The organism is Fodinibius salinus (assembly GCF_008124865.1).
Classification (GTDB): Bacteria; Bacteroidota; Rhodothermia; order Balneolales; family Balneolaceae; genus Fodinibius; species Fodinibius salinus.
Window position 1 is genome coordinate 340,473 of the sequence record NZ_VNHY01000001.1, and the last position, 16,025, is coordinate 356,497.

At 40.3% G+C, this 16,025-nt stretch carries 18 protein-coding genes, 1 tRNA gene and 1 pseudogene; 19 read left to right on the top strand and 1 reads right to left on the bottom strand.

Going from position 1 to position 16,025, the window contains the following annotated elements:
• Positions 1 to 12: 12 nt before the first annotated feature.
• The 18 genes and pseudogenes from LX73_RS01465 to LX73_RS01550 all read left to right on the top strand — a co-directional run.
• A pseudogene (locus LX73_RS01465) lies at positions 13 to 993 on the top strand (PLP-dependent cysteine synthase family protein); the annotation flags it as partial.
• Positions 994 to 1,037: 44 nt separating this feature from the next.
• Positions 1,038 to 1,358: a DUF3467 domain-containing protein gene (locus tag LX73_RS01470; protein ID WP_148897690.1), complete on the top strand. Its 321-nt coding sequence runs from the start codon at positions 1,038 to 1,040 to the stop codon at positions 1,356 to 1,358.
• Positions 1,359 to 1,369: 11 nt separating this feature from the next.
• Positions 1,370 to 2,227 (top strand): M23 family metallopeptidase, encoded by an 858-nt coding sequence (locus tag LX73_RS01475; RefSeq protein ID WP_148897691.1) that lies wholly within the window; start codon positions 1,370 to 1,372, stop codon positions 2,225 to 2,227.
• 6 nt (positions 2,228 to 2,233) lie between these two features.
• Entirely contained in the window at positions 2,234 to 2,719 is a 486-nt protein-coding gene (locus LX73_RS01480; RefSeq protein WP_148897692.1) for a bactofilin family protein, read from the top strand.
• 11 nt (positions 2,720 to 2,730) lie between these two features.
• Complete coding sequence (locus LX73_RS01485; RefSeq protein WP_148897693.1) at positions 2,731 to 2,943, top strand: AtpZ/AtpI family protein; 213 nt, start codon at positions 2,731 to 2,733, stop codon at positions 2,941 to 2,943.
• A gap of 4 nt (positions 2,944 to 2,947) precedes the next feature.
• Positions 2,948 to 3,337 carry a hypothetical protein gene (locus tag LX73_RS01490; RefSeq protein WP_148897694.1) on the top strand — a complete coding sequence of 130 codons (390 nt, stop codon included), beginning with the start codon at positions 2,948 to 2,950 and terminating at the stop codon, positions 3,335 to 3,337.
• A gap of 6 nt (positions 3,338 to 3,343) precedes the next feature.
• The gene (gene atpB, locus LX73_RS01495) at positions 3,344 to 4,378 is read left to right on the top strand and encodes a F0F1 ATP synthase subunit A (RefSeq protein WP_148897695.1); all 1,035 of its coding nucleotides are present in this window, start codon (positions 3,344 to 3,346) and stop codon (positions 4,376 to 4,378) included.
• 54 nt (positions 4,379 to 4,432) lie between these two features.
• Positions 4,433 to 4,654, top strand: coding sequence for an ATP synthase F0 subunit C (gene atpE / locus LX73_RS01500; RefSeq protein ID WP_148897696.1), 222 nt, complete (start codon positions 4,433 to 4,435; stop codon positions 4,652 to 4,654).
• Between the two features lie 18 nt (positions 4,655 to 4,672).
• Positions 4,673 to 5,188, top strand: coding sequence for a F0F1 ATP synthase subunit B (gene atpF / locus LX73_RS01505; RefSeq protein WP_148897697.1), 516 nt, complete (start codon positions 4,673 to 4,675; stop codon positions 5,186 to 5,188).
• A gap of 5 nt (positions 5,189 to 5,193) precedes the next feature.
• Positions 5,194 to 5,742, top strand: coding sequence for an ATP synthase F1 subunit delta (gene atpH / locus LX73_RS01510; RefSeq protein WP_148897698.1), 549 nt, complete (start codon positions 5,194 to 5,196; stop codon positions 5,740 to 5,742).
• A gap of 31 nt (positions 5,743 to 5,773) precedes the next feature.
• Complete coding sequence (gene atpA, locus LX73_RS01515; RefSeq protein ID WP_148897699.1) at positions 5,774 to 7,399, top strand: F0F1 ATP synthase subunit alpha; 1,626 nt, start codon at positions 5,774 to 5,776, stop codon at positions 7,397 to 7,399.
• A gap of 3 nt (positions 7,400 to 7,402) precedes the next feature.
• A complete protein-coding gene (gene atpG / locus LX73_RS01520) occupies positions 7,403 to 8,293 on the top strand; it encodes an ATP synthase F1 subunit gamma (RefSeq protein WP_148897700.1) in 891 nt (296 codons plus the stop codon).
• Positions 8,294 to 8,307: 14 nt separating this feature from the next.
• Positions 8,308 to 8,396: transfer RNA gene (locus LX73_RS01525), tRNA-Ser, on the top strand.
• A gap of 103 nt (positions 8,397 to 8,499) precedes the next feature.
• Positions 8,500 to 9,948, top strand: a complete 1,449-nt coding sequence (locus LX73_RS01530; RefSeq protein WP_148897701.1) for a TolC family protein — start codon at positions 8,500 to 8,502, stop codon at positions 9,946 to 9,948.
• Position 9,949: 1 nt separating this feature from the next.
• A complete protein-coding gene (locus LX73_RS01535; RefSeq protein WP_148897702.1) occupies positions 9,950 to 10,558 on the top strand; it encodes an MlaC/ttg2D family ABC transporter substrate-binding protein in 609 nt (202 codons plus the stop codon).
• A gap of 58 nt (positions 10,559 to 10,616) precedes the next feature.
• Positions 10,617 to 11,639, top strand: a complete 1,023-nt coding sequence (locus LX73_RS01540; RefSeq protein WP_148897703.1) for a glycosyltransferase family protein — start codon at positions 10,617 to 10,619, stop codon at positions 11,637 to 11,639.
• Between the two features lie 5 nt (positions 11,640 to 11,644).
• A complete protein-coding gene (locus tag LX73_RS01545; protein WP_148897704.1) occupies positions 11,645 to 13,084 on the top strand; it encodes a capsule assembly Wzi family protein in 1,440 nt (479 codons plus the stop codon).
• A gap of 51 nt (positions 13,085 to 13,135) precedes the next feature.
• Positions 13,136 to 14,098 carry a hypothetical protein gene (locus tag LX73_RS01550; RefSeq protein WP_148897705.1) on the top strand — a complete coding sequence of 321 codons (963 nt, stop codon included), beginning with the start codon at positions 13,136 to 13,138 and terminating at the stop codon, positions 14,096 to 14,098.
• Between the two features lie 30 nt (positions 14,099 to 14,128).
• Here LX73_RS01550 and LX73_RS01555 read toward each other — a convergent pair whose 3' ends face one another.
• Positions 14,129 to 14,923, bottom strand: coding sequence for a glycosyltransferase family 2 protein (locus tag LX73_RS01555; protein WP_148897706.1), 795 nt, complete (start codon positions 14,921 to 14,923; stop codon positions 14,129 to 14,131).
• A gap of 262 nt (positions 14,924 to 15,185) precedes the next feature.
• On the opposite strand from LX73_RS01555, the gene LX73_RS01560 reads away from it, so the two are divergent.
• Entirely contained in the window at positions 15,186 to 15,959 is a 774-nt protein-coding gene (locus LX73_RS01560) for a DUF3047 domain-containing protein (RefSeq protein WP_148897707.1), read from the top strand.
• Positions 15,960 to 16,025 lie beyond the last annotated feature (66 nt).

Below are 16,025 nucleotides of genomic sequence, written 5' to 3' on the forward strand. Positions count from 1 at the left end.
ACGCAATAGTAAATGTATTATAATTCGATTCTAGAAACGATTGGTAACACTCCGCTGGTAAAGCTTAATGATCTTGCTGATGATTTACCGGGAACAATTCTTGTAAAAGTTGAATATTTTAATCCCGGTCAGAGTGTAAAAGATCGTATTGGTCTTAAAATGATTGAAGATGCTGAAGAGCAGGGACTCATTGAGCCTGGTGGTACGATTATTGAAGGTACATCCGGCAATACCGGCATGGGGTTAGCACTGGCAGCTGTTATCAAAGGTTATGACTGTATTTTCACCACGACAGATAAACAGAGTAAATCTAAGATTGATTTATTGCGTGCATTGGGAGCCGAAGTAAAAGTTTGCCCCACAGATGTTGAGCCCGATGATCCGAACAGTTATTATTCTGTGGCCCAGCGGCTGAGCGAAGAGATTCCGAATTCTTATTATCCTAATCAGTATGATAACCCCAGTAACACCCAGGCCCACTATGAAACGACCGGACCTGAAATTTGGGAGCAGACTGAAGGCAATGTTACCCATTATGTAGCTGGTATGGGAACAGGGGGTACAGTATCGGGCACCTCCAAGTATCTAAAAGAACAGAATGATGATATTAAGACTATTGGTATTGACAGTGACGGCTCGGTGTACAAAAAGTATTTCGATACAGGAGAATTCGATAAAGATGAGATTCATCCTTATCTAACCGAAGGTATCGGCGAAGATATTATTCCGGATAATATTGACATGGATTTGCTGGACGAGGTTATACAAGTAAATGATAAAGACGCCTTTTTGACCACGCGGGCTTTGGCCAGCCAGGAAGGGTTGTTTGTAGGCGGTTCATGTGGAGCAGCCGTTCACGGAGCTCTTGAGTATGCCCGAAATAACTCATTCGATGAAGATGATGTTATGGTTATCATTTTACCGGATAGTGGTACGCGATATGTTTCAAAGATTTTTAACGATGAATGGATGGAAGAGCACGGCTTTTTAGACTCCTAATATCAGTAATTATAATAATTTGGAATTAAATTTTTGTTATGCCAGATCAAACACAAGATTTAAATCAGGGACAAATTCAAATTGAATTGCCCGAAGATGAAGCTACCGGCACCTATTCTAATTTGGTAATGATTTCACATTCCGATTCAGAATTCATCCTCGATTTTATTTCGGTGATGCCCGGTGCACCTAAGGCCAAGGTTGTTAAGCGAATGGTCCTTACACCTGATCATGCCAAGCGACTTGCAGGTGCATTGACCGAGAATATTGAGCAGTACGAAAAAGAGAACGGCACTATTACCGAAGATGATCAAATTGATGTACCCTTTAACTACCGTGGACCTACACCGGAAGCTTAAAACAGCATCGAATGCTCGATTTTCTTAAAGAGATATTTAAAAACAAAGACCGGGATATTACCTTTGTCTTATTTGACGATGAGATGCCTGAGTCTTCGACCTCGTACCAGTTTAAACCTTCGGGCTTATGGAAGCTTTTTTACAGTGCTTTAATTGCAGTAGTATTGATAACGCTGGTACTGGTCATGTTTACCCCACTCAGTACCTTTCTATACAATACCGAAGATGCACAGTTGCGCCAACGTGTAATTACAGTATCCCAAAAAGTACAGTCGCTGCAAGATTCACTGAGGGCTCGTGACAGCCAGCTGTCAGATATGAAAAAAGTAATTTCAGAGGGCTCAGATACCTCCTTTGCAGTCAGTCAACAATTTGAGGAATCTTCCAGCAATAAAACTGCAAGTAATGCGGAACCTAATAGCGTTAATCAGGTATCAGTAAGTGAGATGTTATCTCAAAACGAGGTAATATTTTCAGAAATATTTAAACAGCGGCCTGATTTTCCCACAGGATACCCAATTGAAGGTACATTTACGCGCGGATACGAACCCCAGAATGGACATTACGGTATAGATATTGCTACCCAGCAGGGGACATCCTTTAAGGCTATTGCCGACGGAGCAGTTATCAATCAAAACTGGACTTTTAATTTTGGATTTGTACTACATGTGCAGCATAACGATGGTATTATTACTGTTTATAAGCATGCTGCAAGCCTTTCCAAATCTATCGGTGATATTGTTACCAAAGGAGATATCTTAGGTACGGCCGGAGACGTGGGCGTATTAAGTTCAGGACCGCATTTACACATAGAAATTTGGAAAAACGGCATTCCTCAGAATCCGAATGCCTACTTAATAAAATCATAGTTTGATATGTTTAATAATAACAAGAAGAAAAAATCCACAAATATGAATGCCAAGAAATCTGAAAACAACTTGCCTTCTATAAATATGATTAGTGAAGGCACGCAATTGGATGGAACAATACAGACGAAGAATGATGTCCGTATTGCCGGTACTGTCGATGGGAAAGCCAAGGCTGACGGAAAAGTGATTGTTTCTTCATCGGGAAAAGTAAAAGGTAATATTGAGGCTGATGATGCTGATATTGCCGGGAATATTAACGGCGAAGTGCGGGTGACCAATAAGCTGGTATTGCGTAAGTCAGCTGTTGTGGAAGGAGATATTTATACGAAGTCTGTATTGGCTGAAGAAGGAGCTCAGATTAACGGGGCTTTCCATATGAGTGATAATATCAAAAAGGATACCTCTGCAAACGGATTGAGTTCTAAGAAATCAAAGGGCACAAAGGATAAAAAAGGATCATCCAAGAAGGCTTCTAAGAAAAAAGATAGTTAAACTCATATTTCTTGAATGATCAAAAATCGTCTACCGATTATCTAAAATATCTCTCCCTGGGATTGGAAATTGCCGTAGGGCTTACCTTGCCTATATTTGTTGGCTATTTTTTAGATTTATATTTCGAAAGTAGTCCATGGTTGCTTCTTGTGGGATGTATGGTAGGTATTGTCAATATTTTTCTACTCATTTTTCGGATTAACAATCGGTTAAACAGTGAATAGTTTTTTGGGAGACCAGCAAACATATAAAACTGTAGTAATACAATTTTTGATCTATTCGGGGATAGCATTTTTTATTTTGCTGGTGTGTGTGTATGGATTTATTGGCGCACAGTTATGGGCACCAGTCGCAGCATATGTACTTAGCTTTTTATTTGTGGCAAGTAATTTCTTTATAGTTCGAAAAGTAAAGAAAGGTAGCGGTAACGGCTTTTATAGGCAGTTTTTTGTTACTCTTTCGCTTCGATTTATTCTTGTTATTATTGCATTAGTGGTCATATTAAAAGCCACAGAATTCCATAAAATTAACTTTACAGTTAGCTTCATAATTTCTTATATTTTCCACTCCGCAATTGAGGTACATTCTATCAATAAAATCATAGAAATATATAATTAAAAGTTAATGATACGGGCCTTCCGCCGACTGTTAGTTACACTCTTACTTTTTTTATTTATCGCACCTATTACTCATGCTTCTGGTGATGATGAGAAGTCATCAGATGATTCCCCCATAGATGTTGTAGGGAAGGTTGTTGATCACCATGAACTTGCTGTTTTAGGGATGCATCTTCCGCTTCCGCGTATCATGCTGGTTGAGGGAGAATGGTATTTTTACAGTAGTACAGAAAGTGCGGTAGGATCTGGTGAGTTTGTTAAAAAGGATGGGTCGTTAGTGCCAGCAGGTGATGCGCAAATTACGCTCGATATGTCCATAACTTCGCATCTTATGTATGTATGGTTTGGACTCATTTTGACTCTTTGGTTGACGATTGCGATGGGGAGACGTTATAAAAAAGGCATAGGCAGGAAAACCGAACCTCAAGGTTGGTTTCAGAACTTTTTTGAGATTGTTTTTGAATTTGTTCGGGATGATATTGCAAAGACTAATATTCCCGATAAGAAGTACAAAAAGTTTGTTCCTTATTTATTTACTGTTTTCGTTAGTATTTCATTTATGAATCTCTTTGGGTTGTTGCCGTGGGGTGCAACAGCAACGGCTGATGTTACGGTGACAGCAGTTTTAGCGGCATTTACCTTCTTTATTACGCAGTGGAATGGAAGCAAAGATCATTGGGAGCATGTATTTTGGTTTCCCGGTGTCCCAGGATGGATGCGCATTATCTTAACCCCTATTGAAATTATTGGATTATTTACAAAACCCTTTGCGTTGGCTGTGCGTCTTTTCGCAAATATGCTGTCCGGAAAAATAATGATTATCTGTATTCTCGGGCTTATATTTATCTTTGCAGATATTTTTGGAAATATAGCGGGTATCGGGATGAGTTTATTTGCTGTTCCGCTAACCGTTGCACTCTATGTATTAAAAGCTTTTGTAGGAATTTTGCAGGCATATATTTTTACGCTGCTCTCAGCAGTATTTATTGGGATGGCAGCAGAAGAGCATGCGCATGAAGAAGGAGTTGAAGCGCACGCCTAAGACTTTTTAAATAACCTTAAACCTAAACTTTAAAAACAAAACAGGTAACATAATATGGGTTTATTAGCAGCAGGAATCGGAGCAGGAATTGTAGCAGTTGGTGCTGGAATTGGTATCGGTATGATCGGTAGAAGTTCTGTAGAAAGCATCGCTCGTCAACCTGAAGCTTCCGGAGATATTCGTGGCGCTATGATTTTGACCGCAGCTCTCATTGAGGGTGTGGCACTAATTGGTGCTATTGTTTGTATTCTTCTCGCTCTCGGAATCGGTCAATAATAACATACATTAAAAACCATGATGCTATTTTTAGCAGGCGGAGGAGGCATCCTCTCATTTAACGGGGGGTTTGCTCTCTGGGTAGCTCTTACATTAGTTATCTTTCTTGCCGTTATGGGTAAGTATGCGGTTCCTTTAATTATGGATGCTCTGCAAGAGCGGGAAACGCGTATCAAGGAATCATTAGAATCGGCCGAGCAGGCACTTGAACGGGCCGAAAAGATTTCCAAAGATAACGAAAAAGCTTTGCGGGAAGCTGAGAAGAAAGCTCAAAAAATCCGCAAAGAAGCTATCGATGAAGCAGAAATGCTCCGTGCAGAACGCATAGAGAAATCCAAGGAAGAAGCTGAGCAAATTATTGAAGATGCTCGGCAAACGATAGAGCAGGAGAAAAAACGTGCCATGCAGGAGCTTCGCGACGAAGTAGCCAGCTTGGCCATTCAGTCTGCATCAAAGATTATCGATTCTGAATTGGATGAGCAGAAAAATCATAAGTTGGTAGATCGTTTCATTAACGACCTCTCTAAAAACTAAGGTAGATGCCTACATCAAAAGCAGCCCGACGATATGCAACAGCTCTCCTGGAACTCGCTGAGGAGCGAAATGAGGTAGAGCAAATATTAGAGGATGTTCAGTTCGTACATAATACGATCGAAGGATCACGTGATCTGGTACTATTTCTGAAGAGTCCCATTGTCAACTTTGATGACAAAATAGAAGCTCTTAAGAAACTCTTTTTTGATGATCTTAATGAAGCTACCAAGCTTTTTGTAAAGCTGTTAGCTAAAAAGGATCGGATCAATTTGTTGTATCAGGTTACAGAGGCATTTGTCGAAAAGTATAAAGAGTTTGCTGGCATAATTACTGTTGATGTGTTTGTAGCTCGTGAATTGAGTAACGAGCAGCAAGAAGAGTTACACGATGAACTTGAGGAAAAAACACAAAAAACAGTTGAAATGAATGTCACCGTTGATGAAGATCTTAAAGGTGGTATGGCCATCCGTATTGATGACACAGTTATCGACGGTACGGTTAAGCACAAGCTTGAAAAGCTTAAAGAAGAATTATTCTCAGCCACTGTAAAATAGCAATTATACGTTTTAAACAATATTAGAACCAATGAGTCAAGTTAGACCAGACGAAGTTTCTTCAATACTACGTAAACAATTATCCGGCTTTGATGACGAAGCTGATACCTATGATGTGGGAACAGTCCTCGAGGTAGGGGATGGTATTGCCCGCGTGTATGGATTGTCTAAAGTACAGGCCGGTGAACTTGTTAATTTGCCTGATTCAATAGATGAAGACGGCAATTCCATTCGTGGGATGGTATTAAACCTTGAGGAAGACAATGTTGGCGTAGTTCTTTTTGGTGGAACCAGCGCTGTCGAAGAAGGTGATACTGTTCGTCGAACCAAAGAAATTGCATCCATTAATGTAGGTGACGGACTCCTTGGTCGAGTTATCGATCCACTGGGACGTCCGCTCGATGGTGACGGCCCTATTTCTGGGGATACCATTCGTATCCCGCTGGAGCGAAAAGCACCCGGTGTTATTTACCGTGAGCCAGTAAAAGAGCCGCTTCAAACTGGGATTAAGGCTATTGACTCGTTGATTCCGATTGGACGTGGGCAGCGTGAACTTATTATTGGTGATCGTCAAACGGGTAAAACGTCGGTTGCAGTTGACACAATTATTAACCAGAAAGAAACGCAGGATACTGACAAACCTGTTCACTGTATTTATGTAGCTGTTGGACAGAAAGGTTCTACCGTTGCGGGAATTGCTAAGTCTCTGGAGGATAATGATGCAATCGATTATTCAACTATTGTTTCCGCTCCTGCAAGTGTTTCTGCACCAATGCGATTTATTGCGCCTTTTGCCGGTGCAGCAATTGGAGAATATTTTCGAGATACAGGACGCCACGCACTGGTAATTTATGATGATCTTTCTAAGCAGGCGGTAGCGTATCGTGAGCTTTCCCTCTTGCTTAAGCGTCCACCGGGGCGTGAGGCATATCCTGGCGACGTGTTTTACTTGCACAGTCGTCTGCTTGAGCGTGCTGCGAAAATTATTGACGATGATGAAATTGCAAAGCAGATGAATAATGTGCCGGAGGAACTACAACCCAAAATGAAGGGGGGCGGTTCGTTGACAGCACTGCCAATTATTGAAACGCAGGCCGGTGATGTTTCTGCTTATATCCCGACAAATGTTATTTCGATTACAGACGGACAAATTTTCCTCGATATTGATCTGTTTAACTCTGGTGTCCGTCCTGCTATTGATGTTGGTACTTCGGTATCACGAGTGGGAGGTTCTGCACAGGTTGACGCGATGAATGATCTCTCGGGAACAATGAAGCTTGACTTGGCACAGTATCGGGAGCTCGAGGCCTTTGCAAAATTCGGCTCGGATCTTGATCCTGCTACACAGCGCCAGCTAAAACGTGGTGAGCGGACTGTTGAGCTGCTCAAGCAGGATATTTATGAGCCGCGTCCTGTTGAAGATCAAGTTGCACTCTTGAAAACGAATGATGAGGGTGTGCTTGACAAACTTGATGTTGATCAGGTGCAGGAATTTGAGAAGAAATTTCTTGAAACCATTCATGTTAAGTACAGTGAGGAGTTAGCTGAAGTTGGTGACTCTGGAGAACTTAGTGATGAATTGGGTGAGCAGTTGGTAGAAACAGCAAAGACTATTATTGATCAGATTAATGCTGCATCAGAAGACGAGGACGAATAACAGATGGCGAATCTTCGTGACATACGAAATCGAATAGAATCGATTAAAAACACGCAGCAGATTACCCGTGCTATGAAAATGGTTGCTGCTGCTAAGCTTCGAAAGGCTCAAGATCGAATAATTGAGACGCGTCCTTATGCTTCAAAGATGAAAGAAGTAGTAGGACGGATGGTCAAGAGCGGGTCTGATGAAAATGTATTGTTAGACAAGCCCGAATCGACTGATAAGTTGCTTCTTATCGTCGTAAGCTCTGACCGTGGTCTTTGTGGTGCTTTTAACAATAACTTATTTAAGGTTGTAAAGAGCACTATTGATGAGCAATACAGCGAATACCAAGAAAATGGTAACTTATCGCTTATATGTATTGGTCGTCAGGCTACTAAGCATTTTGGGAAGCGAGACTATGAGATCGAAGCGGAACTTCCGGGTTTTTGGGATGAGATTGAGTTTTATAAAGCGACCGAAATAATGAAATCAGTAACAGCTGATTTCAAATCTGGTAAATTTGATGAGGTCAAACTGATTTACAATGAATTTAAATCGGTGATTGCCCAAAATCGTTTGGTAGAGCAAGTTTTACCCATTGATGCTGATGGTTTGGTTGGAGAGGAAGAAGAACTTGAAGATGATACCGAGTATATCTTTGAGCCTGATACAGATCAAATTCTTGAAAAATTACTACCATTACACTTGAACTTGCAGTTGTGGAAGGCTATCCTAGAGTCGAATGCAGCAGAGCAAGGTGCACGTATGACGGCGATGGATAATGCCACAGAGAATGCACAGGAAATGAAAGAAGATCTCCAGCTTGAATACAATCGTGCTCGACAAAGTGCTATTACTACTGAGATATCTGAAATTATATCTGGTGCACAGGCACTCGAAGATGCATAATTATTGATTTTTTTGGAGGGATGGCAGAGCCTGGTTGATTGCACCGGTCTTGAAAACCGGCAGGCCCTCGCGGGTCTCGGGGGTTCGAATCCCTCTCCCTCCGCTCAACTACACCAAGGTTGGTAGAGTATTTTACTCTTTTATCTTGGTATTTATGAAATAGATGGTAGCCTCTTCCTGATGGAAGGGGCTATTTTTTTAAATAAATGTCCACAGTACTCGTTAGGTTTATGATGATGAATAATAAATCCCAGATATATAGAATTATAGTGGCAACGGTTTTGCTATTGGCCTTGGGTGTCGGGATCCCTTTGAGTAGCTGGGCTCAGCAAGATACGGTTGAAGTTTCGCTGCAGGAGTTTATTAACAAAGGGCTAGAAAACTCCGAAAAAATAAATTACGAAAAGCAAAAAGTACGGCTTGCGGAAAACAAAGTGAAGCAGGCTCGTTCTCAGCGAATTTTACCTAAATTGGAACTTAGTACCCAACATGGAATAGTCCCCGGTGTAGAAAGTGATGTACCGGGACTTGCTAAAGACGAGTATTATTTGGATCCCGACCTCGAAAATGACTGGCAAGACTGGGGTATTTTTACAAGAGCGGAGATTAATGCTGTGCAGCCGTTGTTTTCATGGGGTGCCCTCAAAAATGCTGTAAATGCAGCACGTTCTGCAGCAGTAGCAGCACAAAAACAATTTAAAAAACAAAAAGCTGATCTTAGGCTGCGCCTTTTTGATCTATATCAAAGTTATTTACTTACCAGTGAAATTGTTCGGCTTTTGGATGATGCAGAGGATAAAATTGCCGATATAGAAAAGCAGATCAAAAAGAAGCAGAGCGAAAAGAATTCTGACTTTGATGATTCTGATGAATTTAAGTTTGAGATCTATAAGTCTGAGTTTGAAATCCGGGCAGCTGAGGTACGTCAAAATGCAGCAACTACTCAGCGCATTTGGAATTATGTGCTACAAGCTGATTCCGGAACGGTATATATGCCGGATACGTACTTTCTGGATCCTTCGTCTCAAAAGATTAAAGAAATAGCTTTTTATCGGAGTAAAGCTATGTCCAGCCGAGCAGAAATTAATGCGGCTGAAGCTGGTATAGAGGCGGCAGAGTATGGCTTGCAGGCCCTTAAGCAAAAGAACTATCCTGCATTGTTTTTAGGATTAACAGCTAGTTATGCTAATACTCCCAATAGGCCTCGGCAGAGTAATCCATTTATCATCAATAATTCAAATTATGCTACGGCTACATTTGGAGTGGGGATACGACAAAATCTTAATTTTTTAAGCATGAAGAATGACCTGGAGAAAGGTCGAGTGCAGAAAAAACAGGCAAAATATTTGAAAGAGGCGGCCGTTGAAGGTATTGTTCTTGAAATTAATGAGGCTTATAAAGAAGCTTCGCTTTCCCGCATCAAGGTAGATAAAACTGATAAGGCATTGGTAGCAGGAAAAAAATGGCTTCGACAGGAACAATTGGACTATGACTTCGGTACAGGAGAAACCAAAGATCTGATAGATGCATTGAAAAAAGAACTTGAATTACGTGTGCGTCTCAAACGTGAGATCTTTCAGCTCAATACTAATATGGCTGAGTTGTATCGAAAATCAGGTCTGCCAATAACTAAAATTATGACAGAGGAAGAGTAGTATGGTAACGATCAAAAAATTTAGTTCTGCATTATTGCTTTTATTAGTGACTGCAGCTTTTATCAATCCCATTGATGGATGGGCGCAACAAGAACGTCCTGATATTAAACAATTGCTGGAAGATCGCGATCAGGAAATTAAAGAGCTGATAGGTCCAAAAGGTACTGAATATACGACTGAACAGCGTAATAAGCTTAAAGACATTATAAATGCTATCATTGATTATCGAGCAATGGCCCAATATGCTTTGCAAGAGACCTATGATACGCTTTCTACAGACCAGCGGGACGAATTTATCGACCTGTTTTCTACCATTGTCCGTGACCATTCTTTAAATAATCTGGATATATATCGGGCGGATGTACGGTACCAAGAAATAAATCGGGTTAAAGATACTGCAGTGGTAAAGACGCTTGCACAGTTAGAAAAGGTACGGACGCCGGTAACTTATAAAATGATGTATGAGCAAGAGAATCAACAGTGGGTAGTTACGGATATGATTATTGATGATGTTTCTACTGCTGGGTCTTATCGCCGGCAGTTTCAAAGTATTATTAGAAAAAAAGGATATGATTCTCTATTAAAAACACTTCGAAAGAAAGTACAATAGCGGACTTTAGTAAGGGATGGGATAGTTCGTATATTACGATGAATTTTTAACGGTTTCTATGTTAAAATCTGTACAACACAATAAGTTGGCGCCCGAGGGATACGTCTATAATACGTATGGGCACCCCAAATATTTAAAGCATGCTGTTGCATCGGTTGTATCGTTACGTCGCTATGACAAGAAGCGTCCGGTAGCCTTAGCGTGCGAAGAGAAGCATAAAAATATTTTGGAGGAACACGGACTGTCAGATTTGTTTGACCATATTGAAATTTTGCCGGCTGAACATGCTTCGATTGTGGGTTTTAAGCATCATATTCACAAGTTCATGTTTTTTGATAAAAATATTTTTCTAGATAGTGATATTATTTGGTGTAAGAATCCCGATTCCTTGTGGCAGTCTTTTGAGCCGTATCCTTTTACAATTACGGGTACGCAGATTTCGGATAACTTTTTTGGCGGTCCCAAAAATATTGGCATCATTGGCGATTTGTTGTTCCGGCGTCGCCAGCGTACGCTCAATCATTTTGGATTAACCTATTTAAGTAGGGTGCAAACAGGACTGATTTATGCTCAGGATTTTAATCTGACGAAAAAGATGTGTGAGCTGGCTCAGCAGATGTTGAGCCGAAAAGATGAGACTCATTTTCGCAGTCGCACCTTGGAGGAAGGACGCAGTGAGGAAACTTGCGAGTGGAGTATAGCCATGGCTATGTCGAAGCTTGATTTGCCGGTTTATCCATGGCTGCAGGGACATACCAGTCCTCAGCTTGATTATATTGCTGACTATACCTCCCACGATCCTGATTTTGAATATGTAGTATGTAAGTATTATTGCGATCAGTTTGTATATAATTTCCGAGGCTTACAAGTCAAATGGCTTCGCAAGCTGTTAACTTCTCTTTTTTCACTAATACCTGGCAAAGGAGATTATTTAAAAACAACGCCTTATTGCCTGCATTTTGGATGGTATCATCAAAAACAGCCCTTCTTTGAATTTTCTGAACGTACATGGAATGGGTTGAAAAAAGAGAAATACCGAGATCTTTTGGAAGATAAAAATCGACTTGTAGAGAACGGATAGCTTTTATGAATTTTTCTTTTCGTTATGGATGCTGTATTGGTCTGCTATTATTGCTAACAATTCCCTCGCTTATTTTAGGGCAGGATAAGAAGTCCTTGAACTATGGTATTAGTACTTCTGCCTATTCTGCTATCGGCGACAGCGAACTCCCTTTTTGGTTGTATGCCAATACCGACGGCCGGGTGGATAAGGAGTCGGCTAATTTCATTACGCGGCTATACAGCCATTATAGCTCATCAAATGATAATGGGACTTTGCGATTTGGAACAGGAATAGATGTTACTTCTCGTTATTCTCAAAGTAACAGTCTTTTCTTTAATGAGCTTTATGGATTAATCGGGTATAAGTTTTTAAATCTAAAAGTTGGTCGTTTTTATAATACGATCGGGCTGAATGATTCCGACTTAACAATGGGCTCGATGCAGGTTAGCCGAAATGCCACGCCGGTTCCCAAGATTGAGCTGTCCACAAATGGCTTTACGGATATCCCTTTTACAAAGGGTTATGTACAGTTTAAAACCATGCTTTCTCATGGATGGCTGGAGGAGAATCGCTTTGTGCGCAATGCGTATTTGCATCAAAAGTATTTTTATTTAAAGGTAGATCTTGACAATGTTGAACTAATTGGCGGCGGTATCCATAATGTTGTTTGGGGTGGGGATCATGCGAATCTTGGTCGGTTGCCATCTTCTTTTGCTGATTTTGTAGATGTAGTTCTAGGTTCTTCTGCCTCCGCTGACAGTAATGCCCCCGGCAGTGATATTACAAACGCTATAGGCAATTCGGTGGCAGCGTATGATTTTGGTATCAAAGTTGATGCTCAAAATTTTGATTTTAAGGCATATCGCCTTTTTTACCTTGAAGATCGAGTTTCAACCCGATTCCGGAGTCCATGGGATGGAACTTGGGGTGCAGGCATTGAATTTTCTGAACAAGATCAATTTGTCAATGAGATCTTGTGGGAACATATGAACACCAAGCGGCAGGATTCATTTGACTATGAGCCAAGAGGTAGCGCCAGTTATTATTATAATGGAATTTATCGGTCCGGTTGGGCATATCAAGGAAGGGTGTTAGGTAATCCACTAATTACGTATGGAACCAACCCCAACTTTTTGGGAAGAGGTGATATTGCTAATAATATAATTATCGCCCATCATTTGGGATTAAAAGGCCAACCTACTGACCGCTTCCACTATAAGGTATTTTTTACGTATTCGAGAAACTATGGAACGGTTGTTGATCAGAAACAGGAGAGTCCAACCATTCCCATAAGCGAATTGAGAGTTGACAATTATTCCACCTTATTGAAGGGCAATTACTTGCTTTTACCATATTCGGGCATTAGCCTCACGGCATCAGTTGCATTTGATATTGGCGATTTGTACCAGTCCGATAGAATTGGTTTACAATTAGGAATTCGTTGGAACAATTTTTTGAAATAGGTTGATGAGTAAACGAATATTTCGAGTAGTTTTGCATCAAATACTTGTTGAATGACTGAGGAAGCTAAAAATCAAGAATGGAAGTCATACCTAAAGAAGGGCATACGATATCTTCTGCAGGCTATTATTATTGGTTATTTAGGGTACAAGCTTTATGAGATTGGTTTTAGAACAGTTGTTGAATCATTACCGGTCAATCCGTTTTTCTACCTGCTCTTTTTTGTAATTTATTTCTCATTGCCGATTTCCGAAATTTTTATTTATGGTGTCAAGTGGGATTTTCGCGGATTTCGGGCTTTTCTGGTATTTGTTCAGAAGAAAGTGTTGAATACCGATGTACTTGGATATTCAGGAGAGTTTTATCTTTTCTATTGGGCCAAAGAAAAGTTGGGCATAGCATCTGTAGAGGCCATGAAGTTTGTCAAGGATAACAATATTCTTTCTTCCCTGTCTTCAACATTTGTTTCGGTTATCCTACTTATTTTCTTTTTAAGTGAGGGGCACATCGATCTTGCAGATTATATTCCCCAGTTCGAGAATAATCTTATGTATCTTTGGATTGCATTGGGCATTTTGGTTGTCGGTTTTATTGCCTATAAGTTCAGAACGTATATACTAAGTGTGGGTCTTAAAGAAGCCCTGACTATCTCAGGTATTTATACCGGCCGTCTTATTTTTATCAACTTTGTGCAGGTATTTCAATACTATATTGCAGAACCAACAGTACCTTGGGCGGTATGGTTTACTTTAATGGCTGTTGAAATTATGTCGACCCGCATTCCCTTTTTGCCGAGCCGAGATGTGTTATTTGCCAGTTTGGCCCTGGAAATGGCTACTGTCATGAATGTACCCGAAGCGCAAATTACCGGTGTAATTACAGCTAATCTTATTTTGAAGAAGTTAGTTGGGGCCTCATCATTTCTTTTGAGTTCAGTAACCCAAACAAAGCTTCCTGTCAATCCGGAAGAAATTAACTCAAACAGTTTTGAAGAAGAGGAGTCACTTCAAGAGTAATGGATCATGCTCGAAGTTGACGAGATGTTACTATAATAGGCCTAGCCCTTTTGAGTCTTGAAGGTATCTTTTAAATGCTTTTCGTTGATCTTCTGTTATTTGGAATCGGGGATGTTGAAATTGATCCCCTTTGACAAATTTATACCAGACGTAAAGAATTGCATCTTTGGGATTATTTCGGATGCGTCGCAGAAAATGGTCTTTTTCCCAGGTGTTGGACCCATGGTAACAGCGAATAAAAAGGTGAGAGTAATCATCTGAAAGCTGTAAATAACGTCGTTCCATCCATTCGTTTAAATAAACAGTATCTTCAGCACGCCGAGTGTGAGGATATCGGATATCCGCATTAGCACGGTGCATAATACTGCCGGGAATACCGTTTGATAAATACCCTACATAGGGATGGTTCATATATGGTTCTTCATCAAGGTGCATGAGAGAGCCCGAGAGGCAACAGGCATCATATCCCTCCATGAGTTTATTCACCTGGATCTCAATACGTTTGGGATGGTACCAGTCATCATCATCCCATTGCACTAAAAAATCGCCGTTTGCTTCTTCCAGTGATTTGTTACGAAGTTTCCCCAACGTATTTTCCGGTTTGTTCTCCAACTTTACATAGGTTACTTCCTGAGAGGGCAGGGGGGCTAAAATATCATCCAGATCTTGGTTACCATCATCAATGATAACCAGTTCTTTATTGTCATGAGTTTGGTTCCGGAAGCATCGAACTGCTCGTTTCATTAACTGCTTTCGATTAGCAGTAACGGTGAGACAGCTAACTTTGGGAGTTTCTGAAACTGTTCCCTGATTCGGTTCGGACATAAAAAAATGAAATGTTATCTTGGTCTGTTTTACAGGTGGCTAATATTAAAGAATATTTTGGAAAAGCTCATAGATTTAATTCATCAGAAGATGGTTCATTATATAAAAATTGTTGGGTGAGGGAAGTATTTAAGGAGTGTCATCCGATTAAGATGATAAGAGAACAAATAATATTCGAGAGCAAACGTTACTGATTCGAATATTGTATTAAAGAAGTATGGGTAAAGTGAAAATAGATATCAAGTTTAAGCTATAGGCGTAGATGATTAATATCAGTAAAGTTAAGTTCGGAATTGTTGCAGCATTATTTGTAATTATTTTTGTTAATCCGGTATTTGTGGTGGGCCAATCCCCCGACGCTATACAGAAAAAAGATGGCATTGTACTATTAGAAAACTTCGAAGATGATCCGGTAGGTGGGTTTCCGCTGGAATGGTATGATCGTGATGGTAATAAAAAATTAGTTAACCACAGTAAGAAGTTTACCAAAAATTACCTTTATAAAGTAGCACAGGATTCGGGGAATAAATTTTTGCACTATGAAGGCACAGCGGCTAAGCATATCAACCTCCCGTTGATCAATGAAGACAAAGAGAATATTTACAATATTAATCTCTACGAGACTCCTGTTCTCTCGTGGAAAATTCGGGCGCACGAGCTACCCAAAAATGCACGAGAGAATGATGACGATGTAAATGACTCGGTAGCAAGTATTTATGTAGCTTTTGATATGGGGCGCGTTGCCTTATTCAAGAAAGTGCCTAAAACTATTCGTTACTCTTGGAGCAGTACATTGCAGAAAGGGAAGACCGCTTCAAAACTTTTTGGTAACCAACAGATTATTATTGTTAAGTCAGGCAAAGAAGATAGCGGTAAATGGATTACATTTGAGCGAAACCTTGTAGAAGATTATCGCCGCATGTTTGGGGATGATCCGCCCAAAACACCGATAGCAATTTTAATTCTAAGTGATGGTGATAGTACTGGGAGCTTTGTAAAAGCCGATTATGATGATATCATGTTAAAGCCTGAGTAATAATACTGTAATTAAGAGAGGCTAAATAAGTTTATTTAAAATGGTTAACTTCATCGCTTCTAAAAA

Coding starts and splice junctions, on each gene's coding strand:
- LX73_RS01470 (WP_148897690.1), top strand. CDS start 1,038: ATGCCAGATCAAACACAAGATTTAAATCAGGGACAAATTCAAATTGAA.
- LX73_RS01475 (WP_148897691.1), top strand. CDS start 1,370: ATGCTCGATTTTCTTAAAGAGATATTTAAAAACAAAGACCGGGATATT.
- LX73_RS01480 (WP_148897692.1), top strand. CDS start 2,234: ATGTTTAATAATAACAAGAAGAAAAAATCCACAAATATGAATGCCAAG.
- atpB (WP_148897695.1), top strand. CDS start 3,344: ATGATACGGGCCTTCCGCCGACTGTTAGTTACACTCTTACTTTTTTTA.
- atpE (WP_148897696.1), top strand. CDS start 4,433: ATGGGTTTATTAGCAGCAGGAATCGGAGCAGGAATTGTAGCAGTTGGT.
- atpF (WP_148897697.1), top strand. CDS start 4,673: ATGATGCTATTTTTAGCAGGCGGAGGAGGCATCCTCTCATTTAACGGG.
- atpH (WP_148897698.1), top strand. CDS start 5,194: ATGCCTACATCAAAAGCAGCCCGACGATATGCAACAGCTCTCCTGGAA.
- atpA (WP_148897699.1), top strand. CDS start 5,774: ATGAGTCAAGTTAGACCAGACGAAGTTTCTTCAATACTACGTAAACAA.
- atpG (WP_148897700.1), top strand. CDS start 7,403: ATGGCGAATCTTCGTGACATACGAAATCGAATAGAATCGATTAAAAAC.
- LX73_RS01530 (WP_148897701.1), top strand. CDS start 8,500: ATGTCCACAGTACTCGTTAGGTTTATGATGATGAATAATAAATCCCAG.
- LX73_RS01535 (WP_148897702.1), top strand. CDS start 9,950: ATGGTAACGATCAAAAAATTTAGTTCTGCATTATTGCTTTTATTAGTG.
- LX73_RS01540 (WP_148897703.1), top strand. CDS start 10,617: ATGTTAAAATCTGTACAACACAATAAGTTGGCGCCCGAGGGATACGTC.
- LX73_RS01545 (WP_148897704.1), top strand. CDS start 11,645: ATGAATTTTTCTTTTCGTTATGGATGCTGTATTGGTCTGCTATTATTG.
- LX73_RS01550 (WP_148897705.1), top strand. CDS start 13,136: ATGACTGAGGAAGCTAAAAATCAAGAATGGAAGTCATACCTAAAGAAG.
- LX73_RS01555 (WP_148897706.1), bottom strand. CDS start 14,923: ATGTCCGAACCGAATCAGGGAACAGTTTCAGAAACTCCCAAAGTTAGC.
- LX73_RS01560 (WP_148897707.1), top strand. CDS start 15,186: ATGATTAATATCAGTAAAGTTAAGTTCGGAATTGTTGCAGCATTATTT.